Genomic DNA, 9,255 nt, shown 5'->3' on the forward strand with positions numbered 1-9,255 from the left:
AAATATAATGAAAATTAACAAATAATGAAGGTCATTACGATACTGCTAGAATTAGAAGACAACTTTTATATCTAGTTGTATTTAATTTATGTAATTTATATCGTTTGACACATTTAATTGCATTTAATTGCTTACATCTGCTTTTACCTCCTTTTTAAATGCCATGCCAGGTGCACAACTGATGGCGTTAAATTTGTCAAGAACGATAATTTATTCTGTAATTTCAGTTAGTTATCATAAACTAATTTATGTTTATCCATTTTAATGAAACTCGAATAAATTGCTATTAAAAAGTTATGCCTATCAAATATATGCTACAGTGGCTTTTTCTATATAAGTGAGACAAATGAGCTTTGAACCAAAATTACTAGGTATTCTTTGCCACTGGTGCTCTTATTCTGGTGCAGATAGCGCAGGTTCGGCTCATTTGCCTTATCCACCGAATCTGCATGTTGTGCGGGTTATGTGTACTGGACGCATTGACCCTTCTTTTGTATTGATGGCTTTTGCTCGTGGTTATGATGGTGTCTTGATTTGTGGTTGCCATCCTGGCGATTGTCATTACATTAATGGTAACTGCAAAGCTTTAGCACGTATGCAATTACTTAAACAAATGATGCAACGCTTTGGGATAGATCCAAAAAGACTACGTCTTGAATGGATCAGTGCTTCAGAAGGCGAACGCTATGCACGTTTAGTCACAGAAGTAACTGAGCAAATACGTACGCTTGGTCCCTTAGTAAATCAAACTCAACAAAAAATAGATGAATCAGCCATAGCAAATGCAACAATCAATAAGGACGAAGCATGAGCGACAAATTAAAAGTTGCTATGTACTGGGCAGCCGGGTGTGGTGGCTGTGATATTGCATTGCTTGAATTGCATGAGCAACTTATTAATTTTATTGAACATGTTGATATCGTTTTTTGGCCATGCGTGATCGATATTAAATATAAAGATGTTGAAGCCATGCACGATGGCAGCATTGATGCTTGTTTTATCAATGGTGCCATGCGCAATGAAGAAAACATTCAAGTGGCACAAATGCTAAGGCGCAAAAGCAAAGTACTTATTGCTTATGGCGCTTGTTCTTGTTTTGGGGGTATTGTTGGTCTAGCAAATTTTTCAAATTGTGAATCTTTGCTTACGCGTGTTTACGACACTACTGAGTCAACTATTAACCCAGAAAAAATACGTCCACAATTACGTACCAAGCTAGCTGATGGCACCATTGAACTACCGCAACTTACGGATTATGTCGGAGCGCTTGGTGACTTCGCTTCAGTAGATTACTATATGCCTGGCTGTCCACCAGTCACCGAACAAACTAGCTATGTCTGTAATCTCTTAGCACAAAATCAGTTACCACCACCGCCTGCAATTATTGGTGCGGGTGATAAAGCCGTATGTTTTGAGTGCCCACTTGAAAAACACGACACGAAAGTTGAAAAATTTTACCGTATTATCGATAAAATTCCTGATGGTAAAACATGTTTACTTGAACAAGGTATTATTTGCATGGGGCCTGCGACTCGCTCTGGTTGTGGTGCTCAATGTTTGCAAGTAAATATGCCTTGTCGTGGTTGTTATGGGGCAGCTGGCAATACTACCGACCAAGGTGCAAAAATGGTAAGTTTACTTGGATCAATACTTAAAAGTGAAGACCCTGAAACAATTAAAAATTGCATACAAGATATCACTGATGCCGCTGGTACTTTCTATCGCTTTAGTTTACCTGCATCTTGGCTTCGCCATGCTAATGAAAAAATGACCAAGGAATAGGCGTATATTTTATGGGTCGGGTAATCAAAATAGATCCCATCACTCGACTAGAAGGCCATGGGCGTATTGATATTCATCTTGATGATGAGGGACGTGTACGTAATTGTTTTTTAGTGATACCTGAATTGCGTGGTTTTGAAAAATTTGTTGAAGGTCGACCAGTTGAAGAGTTGCCACGTATCACCAGTCGCATCTGTGGCGTATGCCCCGAAGCGCATCATACTGCAAGCGCCAAAACAGTTGAAGCCGTATATGGAATGCAAATTCCACCGACTGCCGAAATAATACGCCGCTTGCAATACAATGCTTTTGTTGCTGGTGATCATGCAACACATTTTTACGCCTTAGCTGGACCAGATTTCATCGTTGGTCCAAATGCTTCACCGCAAGAGCGCAATCTAATCGGGGTAATCAATAAAGTCGGTAAAGATGCAGCATCTAAACTTATTCGTATGCGTAAAGAAGCGCATGAAGTTGCGCAAATGCTCGGTGGTCGCCCTATTCATCCAGTGGGTATGGTACCAGGTGGTCAAGCTAAAGCAGTCACTCGCGATATGCGAATACGACTAATTGAAATTGGTAAGTTTATGGTTGAGTTTGCACAATTTACTGAGCGGCTTTTCTCAAAGATAGTGCTGAGTAATCCAGCCTATATATCGCTATTACGTTCTGAAAGTTATCGCCAAGAAACTTACGACATCGCTTTAGTTAACGATAATCTCGAACCTGATCATTATAATGGTAAATTACGGGTTACTGATCCGCAGGGCAATGAAGTTCTGTTTTTTACAGGCACCGACTACCGCGAACATCTCGCTGAAGAAGTAGTATCTTGGAGCTATTTAAAATTTCTATATTTAAAAGCCATAGGTTGGGGTGGATTACTTGATGGTATTGATTCAGGAATATATCGAGTAGCTCCACTCGGCATGCTCAATGCTTCAAAACATATGCAAACACCATTAGCCGAAGAACAACGGCAAAAAATGTTTGCTATGCTTGGTGGCCAACCAGTTCATGCAACTTTGGCATTTCATTGGGCTCGTATCATCGAAATGTTACAATGTGCTGAATTAGTATTGGCTTATGCACAAGATGAACGTCTCTGCGATCCTAATGTGCGCGTGTTACCACAACAAACACCGCACGAAGGCATTGGCGTTGTAGAAGCACCACGTGGGGTATTAATTCACCATTATGTCACCAACGATAAAGGACTGGTTGAGAAAGCAAATTTATTAGTCGGTACTGCACATAATTATGGTTCGATAGCACTCGCGGTAAAAAAAGCCGCGCAAGCGGCCCTTGGACCTGGCCTTGAAATTACTGAAGGGATGCTTAACGGTATCGAAATGGCGTTTCGTGCTTATGACCCTTGCTTAGGTTGCGCTACTCATGCGCTACCAGGGGCTATGCCACTTGAAATACGTCTCTATAATATTCAAGGTGATCTGATAAATGCAGTACGTCGGCTCGGTAATGGGGACGGCTCATTGGAGAAACTATGAGCGATAATTCAAATATAATAAAAAGTTTTAAAATCATTCATACTTATAATAATGCTAATAATATGGTGTCTGGCACCACAGAAGGCACCACAGAAGTAACTGAAAACATTAAAGAATCTTTAGTGCCAGACACCGACACTGAAAATTATCAGCCAACTCAACACATTAATCCTGATGGTTTAGTAAATGTGATTATCTGTGAATGTGGGCCAATTATTAAGAATGCGCTAAATCTTAATGCATTGTGTCAAATTTTAATAACAAACCCTGCTGTGCGCTCGGTTCAATGTTATGGTGAACCTTGCTCGATACAAGGACGTAAATGGCTTGTAGAATTTTTAAAACGTGAACCTAACAACCCAACAGTAATTGCTGGTTGTTCCATACGCGAGCAAGGGGTTACTTTTGCAAATGTATGTAAACAAGCAGAAGTTAACCCTTACCTGCTGGTGATGGCTAACATTCGTGAGCAATGTATTTTTGTAACTCCAGATAAAGATGCCGCCCTTAAAAAATCCACACGTATTATTCATGCAGCCATAGCCCGTGCTTGCATGCAAGAAGCTTTAACTGAGCGTACAATCCCGGTTGATTGTGATGTTTTAATTTTAGGTTCCGGTATAGCCGGACTAACTGCCGCCAAAATGCTTGCTAACGCGTCACGTAAAGTAGTTTTAGTAGAAAACTCTCCAGCTATTGGTGGTCGTATACCTATGCTGTCAGAGCTATGCCCTAATTTTGAATGTGCCTCTTGCATGCTTGAACCATTAATGGATGAAGTGTTGCATAACGAACGCGTTGAATTACTCACCAACAGCAATATCACAGAAGTTACTGGTTTTTTAGGCAACTTTAATATTAAGACGATTAGTGCACCACGCCATGTTAACCCAGAAGGATGCTATGGTTGTCACAGTTGCGAAACTGCTTGCCCGGTAGAAATTGACAACGAGTGTGACTTTGGTTTCTCAAAGCGTAAAGCTATTTATATTCCTTATAATGGCGCCCTACCTAACGTTCCTACTATCGACCCTAAAAATTGTTTACGCTCAAAGGGTGAAGACTGCCATGCATGTGCTGATGCTTGCCCTTTTGACAATATAAATTTACAGGCACAAGCTAAACAACATGAATATCGCGTTGGCGCTATTATTGTTGCTACTGGCTTTGAAGAACGACCAGTAGAGATATGGCAAGAAGCAAAATCGATTGTAACACTTATGGCTTGTGAGCGCTTACTAAACTCTGCGGGGCCAACTAGTGGCGAATTCACCATCAACAACAAAACACCTAAACACATAACCTTTGTTCATTGCATTGATGAACAAGGGATAGGCCCAGCAAAAGAGTGCTCAAAAATCTGCTGTTTGGCTATTGGTAAATATATACACACGATACATAAAAAATTACCTAACTGTGAAATGGTTGATTTAATGTGGGAGCGTTGCAGCGGCGGCAAAGGCAGTCTCTCATTTTATGATAAAGCCATTAGTGAGAGTAGTACTAAACAAATTTTATTAAAGCCTACTGATACTCTTGAAGGTATTGAACAAATGGCAGATGGTGCCGTGGTGCACTACCGCAAAGATGGCAAAGGGCAACTACTTGAAACTGACTTAGTTATTTATGCACCAACTCTCACTGGAGTAAAAGCATTACAGAACACCGCGAGCTTATTGCGCATGCAATTAGATGATCAAAGCTTTGTGTTAGCCGACCATCCACGGCTTCGTCCATTTAATACACGCAGCGAAGGTATTTTTGCTGCTGGTGCTGCTCAAGGTCCAAGTGATGCCAGTGAAACTTCTTGGCGTGCCGCCGCAGCTGCGGGCGCCGTGCTTTCGGCTTTAGTACCAGGACGCGAACTTGCTATTAGTCCTGAAAAAGCGGTTGTCGACTCTCAACTATGTGGCGCTTGTCATTCATGTGTACTTACTTGCCCCTATGGCGCAATTAGCTTTGAGGAAAGTGAACATACAGCCAAAGTAAACGAAGTTCTCTGTCGAGGCTGTGGTGCTTGTGTTGCTGCTTGCCCTTCGAGCGCTATAACTGCACGTAATTTCACTGATCAACAGATACAAGCTGAGATTGAGGCTGGGGTTATGACTTAGATGTGAAATTAACTTCTATAACAACTCAATAATTTTCAACACTAGAAACTTTTATAAAGTTATTTTCAATACTCCTTTCACAGCCTGCAATCAAATTACCATGCCACTTTATTTTCATAGTCGAAAACATTGCTGTTGTAGCTGCAATGTCTTGTACACAATCATATTGGCAATATGAATTAGCTTGTTGTTCATTTGGTTCTTGAGTAACAATAAAACAAACCCAATTACCAGCATGATTGGCGGCGCAAACAGAATCGCTTCCCGCTTTATAAAAGTAACCCGGCTGCCCTATGACTTGATCGCATTCTGGCGATTTACACACTATATCGTTTGAAATAGTTACTAGCTCCCAAGCATCCGCCTTGCCTTTTTGCACAAGCCTGAGCCCGTCGGTTATTGCCCATAATGTACCATTTTTATGAATGATAAATGTTTGCCCGCCACCGGCAGCTACTCGTTGCCAACTACCTGCTGCACCAATCTGCAGGCCTTTAGTCTTAAAACCAAAACGCAATATATGCTCACCTACTTTAACTGTACCAAAGCAAAATAAAGTTCCTGCATTAGTTAACCCACAAGTATGATTAGCACCTGCAACTACCGCCTGCCAATCTTGACGTGGTGATATTTGTGCTAACGTTATTAAAAAATTAGACGCCACAGCAATTTGACCATGCGAGTTATCACCCACACACCAAAGGGTATGATCGTTGCGAATCATACAAACGTGTTTATTACCAACAGCTAATCGAGGTTGTGCTGGTGTGTTTGGATTTTTTAATTGGTCAATGATGCTGTTAAATTGTTGTTGAATACTTGTCTTTATGCTTTCCTCATCAACCACCTTGATCCAATTAATACTATGTCGCGGGGTACTTTCTGGCTTAGCGGCAAATAGCTTCATTTCAATACCGATAGCACTGTCTGTCTCTATAGGCGATTTTAGGTTTTCTAATAATTGCGGAGCCACCCAAATCATTAAAACATAAGGTACATTTAATATATTCGCTAATGCTTTACCACATTCAGCATTGTTACAAATTTGAAATTCGATGTTGGTATTACTTGGAAGATCTCTCCAATATTTGCTTTGCAAAATAATACCAAGTGCTTTTGAAACCTGAAGTTCATTTATTTTTTCAGCTATCAGCTTACTTGTCTCGACTGATAACATCATACTGATATTGGGCTCAATAATAGCAATACTATACGGTTTAGCTTGTAAATAATTAGGCCTCCATAGAATAATGGCAAAAAAGATGGGTGCATAAAGCCTAATTATAAAATTTATCTGCTTAATTGTTAGTGGTAATCTTTTCATATCATACTCTAGTTGTAATATTCGCAAAAAATCATTACCACAAAAAAACCATGCCTTTTTTTAAAACTTCATCTTATAGCATATGCAAGCATATTGATAGTCTTTAGTAAATGCTAGCTGTTATTATTAATTTAATGCTATGTCATTTATCAATATTCTTCACTGTAGGTTGTAAAATGATACGGCGACTGTTTCTTCTTTATTTTTTCTTTACGCAAGCTTGTACTACACAAGTATGGGTAGAGATCGCTTGTGGCCCACAATACTCATGCGCCATTAATAAACAAAAAGAACTTTGGTGTTGGGGTGGTGATAACGACTATCCAGTCGCCAGAGAATGGAAGGAAATACCATACATCGGTGGTCCGCGTAGTGTTTGGCAAAAACTTAAATTAGTTGGTCCAGATACTACTATTAATAAAAAACGAACCCTTATAAACGCTGAGTTAAATGACTGGATTGACCTCAGTGCTGGCTCTTCTATTTGTGCTATTAGTGGCAATGGATCACTTTGGTGTATCGTCGATATGCCAACTACCCATATTGAGTTAGTAGCGCCAGGACCATTTCGCTCAGTTTGGGTAGATCCGCAACAAGAAGATTATACACACCATAATAAACGTACCTTTCAAGGATATGCACTTAAAACCGATGGTTCGTTGTGGCGGTTTATTAAACCTACTCAAAATTCAACATCTGCATGGCAATTTAATGAAGTGAAGCTTTCTAACCCCACTATCAATGTCACCACCATGGCAATCGGCGGTTCACATATCTGCATAATCAGTAGTGATGGTTTAATGTGGTGCCAAGGCCAAAATGCTGCTGGCCAGCTCGGTGTTGGGCATGAAGATGATGTTAACGGTTTGGTACAAGTATTAGGAAAAGATTGGACCACAGTTAGCGCTGGTGACAAGCATACCTGTGCATTAAAAAAAGATAATAGTCTTTGGTGCTTTGGCAAAAATCATCAGGGTCAGGTTGGTGTAGATCAAAAAGAGTCTATTGTTTTACAACCTAAGCGTGTATCAATTGATAATGTAATTAATGTAGTAGCGCGTAATAATACAACTTGCGCAATTACATTCAATGGTGAGCTTTTTTGCTTTGGTTGGTTGCATCGCAACAGTTTTACGGCACAACCGCAACTAATTCCTGGCCAAAACTATGATGCGGTTGCGATTGGCTACATGCATACCTGTATAAAATCGCGTAATGGTTTAGTGCATTGCTTTGGTTCAAACTATAACCAACAATTAAGTGCATCTCCTTCGACTTATGATTTGTTAGCCCCAGGACAACTCGTAAGGTAAAATAGATGAATAAAAGTGTTTATATTTTTTTGCCAATAATTATTGTTTTTACCTGCAATTTTTCTCTTGCGGGGCCCTTTGCAGCCATTTGGGGTAAACATGAATGTGGCTGCAAACATGACCCATTATATCGTAATTGCTATTGTAGTGCTTGCCCAACGAGTTTCTCTGTTTCCAGTTCTGCCATTTTGTCGCCATATAACAATTCTCTTTATGGTGGTGGTGCACTACGATTAGAATATCTTGAGCATATCGGAGCAGGCGCTGGCCGTTTAGCATTAGGCGGACGTTATAGCCACGCACCTGATGCCGTTGCCTCTTGGGCTTTTATTGAAACCGGCTTAATCTTAGTACAGGTCCTCGATGTTGGTGTTGGATTTGGTGCAGCTTTACTTGCTGATAGTAAATCCCAGTTACCATATGGGCCTCATGTAATGATGGGCCTGCGTATTCCTATTTTATCAATTGGTGAGCTTGGATTTTGGCTTGAACCCTATTATCTTTCACGTGCTGTTTTTAATGATAATAAAAGTATATTCGTTAGCGAATATGCCCTAAGCCTTGTAGTAACAAGCTTACCATATACCAAAGAGACTTCAGCAACATCTATTTTTGAAACGGATAAGTGCGAAAAAATTGATGACGCTATACCTATTTCGTTAGGTGGTTTAGTGGCCTATTCAACACAAACAAAACATGTAGTCGGCATTGAAGCCTCTTTAGTGACTTGGCCTTGGTTGAGTGCAGGGCTTCGCATTGGTCCCAACAGCGGTCGGGCTATTTTATATCCATACGCTGAGATTGGTTTACTTAGCTGGCTAATAAATTTAGGCTTTGGCGTAACTATGACTGTTGGTGATCCTGATATCGCTAAAATGTATGCCCATGGCTTTTTAGGAATAGCCTTGCCACTTAATGACCCACATGCGCTCGGCAGTATTAGCACCGGTACTCCTTATATACAATTTTACTACCGTCCGATGCGGGCTGTTGGCAAGCATAGCGATATACAACATGAAGTTGGATTTTTATTCAAAATCATGAATATTGAAACACCACATTAGGGGGTGTCCCTAAATTTTGGACTTAAGAAATTCACGAAAGCCACGTAAACGATGGCCGCGCGCTTAAGCAAAATCATGCAAAAGGCTTGCTTGTGGCAAGTCGCAGGCAGGATTTTTGCGAGCACGCGGTCGCAAGTAGCGGATTTCGTGAAG

General features: G+C 40.5%; 7 protein-coding genes. 6 read left to right on the top strand and 1 reads right to left on the bottom strand.

The features are described 5' to 3' along the window. Positions 1 to 346 precede the first annotated feature (346 nt). Genes JW841_10695 through JW841_10710 form a run of 4 tightly spaced genes read left to right on the top strand, consistent with a single transcriptional unit; the run spans position 347 to position 5,401 of the window. Positions 347 to 811, top strand: coding sequence for a hydrogenase iron-sulfur subunit (locus tag JW841_10695; protein ID MBN1961404.1), 465 nt, complete (start codon positions 347 to 349; stop codon positions 809 to 811). Then, positions 808 to 1,782, top strand: coding sequence for an oxidoreductase (locus JW841_10700; protein ID MBN1961405.1), 975 nt, complete (start codon positions 808 to 810; stop codon positions 1,780 to 1,782). The genes JW841_10695 and JW841_10700 overlap by 4 nt, the downstream gene beginning before the upstream one ends. 11 nt (positions 1,783 to 1,793) lie before the next feature. Next, positions 1,794 to 3,290, top strand: coding sequence for a Ni/Fe hydrogenase subunit alpha (locus tag JW841_10705; protein MBN1961406.1), 1,497 nt, complete (start codon positions 1,794 to 1,796; stop codon positions 3,288 to 3,290). Continuing rightward, positions 3,287 to 5,401, top strand: coding sequence for a CoB--CoM heterodisulfide reductase iron-sulfur subunit A family protein (locus JW841_10710; GenBank protein ID MBN1961407.1), 2,115 nt, complete (start codon positions 3,287 to 3,289; stop codon positions 5,399 to 5,401). Before JW841_10705 ends, JW841_10710 begins: the two co-directional genes overlap by 4 nt. A 25-nt stretch (positions 5,402 to 5,426) precedes the next feature. Here JW841_10710 and JW841_10715 read toward each other — a convergent pair whose 3' ends face one another. Then, a complete protein-coding gene (locus tag JW841_10715; protein ID MBN1961408.1) occupies positions 5,427 to 6,581 on the bottom strand; it encodes a hypothetical protein in 1,155 nt (384 codons plus the stop codon). Positions 6,582 to 6,901: 320 nt separating this feature from the next. On the opposite strand from JW841_10715, the gene JW841_10720 reads away from it, so the two are divergent. Both JW841_10720 and JW841_10725 read left to right on the top strand, forming a co-directional pair. After that, entirely contained in the window at positions 6,902 to 8,038 is a 1,137-nt protein-coding gene (locus JW841_10720) for a hypothetical protein (protein ID MBN1961409.1), read from the top strand. A 5-nt stretch (positions 8,039 to 8,043) separates the two neighbouring features. After that, a complete protein-coding gene (locus JW841_10725) occupies positions 8,044 to 9,102 on the top strand; it encodes a hypothetical protein (protein ID MBN1961410.1) in 1,059 nt (352 codons plus the stop codon). Positions 9,103 to 9,255 lie beyond the last annotated feature (153 nt).

The organism is Deltaproteobacteria bacterium, assembly GCA_016931625.1.
In the GTDB taxonomy this organism is placed as follows: Bacteria; Myxococcota; XYA12-FULL-58-9; order XYA12-FULL-58-9; family JAFGEK01; genus JAFGEK01.

What these genes read in the sequence shown, in the direction of transcription:
- JW841_10695 (MBN1961404.1), top strand. Translation starts at nt 347, where the DNA reads ATGAGCTTTGAACCAAAATTACTAGGTATTCTTTGCCACTGGTGCTCT.
- JW841_10700 (MBN1961405.1), top strand. Translation starts at nt 808, where the DNA reads ATGAGCGACAAATTAAAAGTTGCTATGTACTGGGCAGCCGGGTGTGGT.
- JW841_10705 (MBN1961406.1), top strand. Translation starts at nt 1,794, where the DNA reads ATGGGTCGGGTAATCAAAATAGATCCCATCACTCGACTAGAAGGCCAT.
- JW841_10710 (MBN1961407.1), top strand. Translation starts at nt 3,287, where the DNA reads ATGAGCGATAATTCAAATATAATAAAAAGTTTTAAAATCATTCATACT.
- JW841_10715 (MBN1961408.1), bottom strand. Translation starts at nt 6,581, where the DNA reads ATGATGTTATCAGTCGAGACAAGTAAGCTGATAGCTGAAAAAATAAAT.
- JW841_10720 (MBN1961409.1), top strand. Translation starts at nt 6,902, where the DNA reads ATGATACGGCGACTGTTTCTTCTTTATTTTTTCTTTACGCAAGCTTGT.
- JW841_10725 (MBN1961410.1), top strand. Translation starts at nt 8,044, where the DNA reads ATGAATAAAAGTGTTTATATTTTTTTGCCAATAATTATTGTTTTTACC.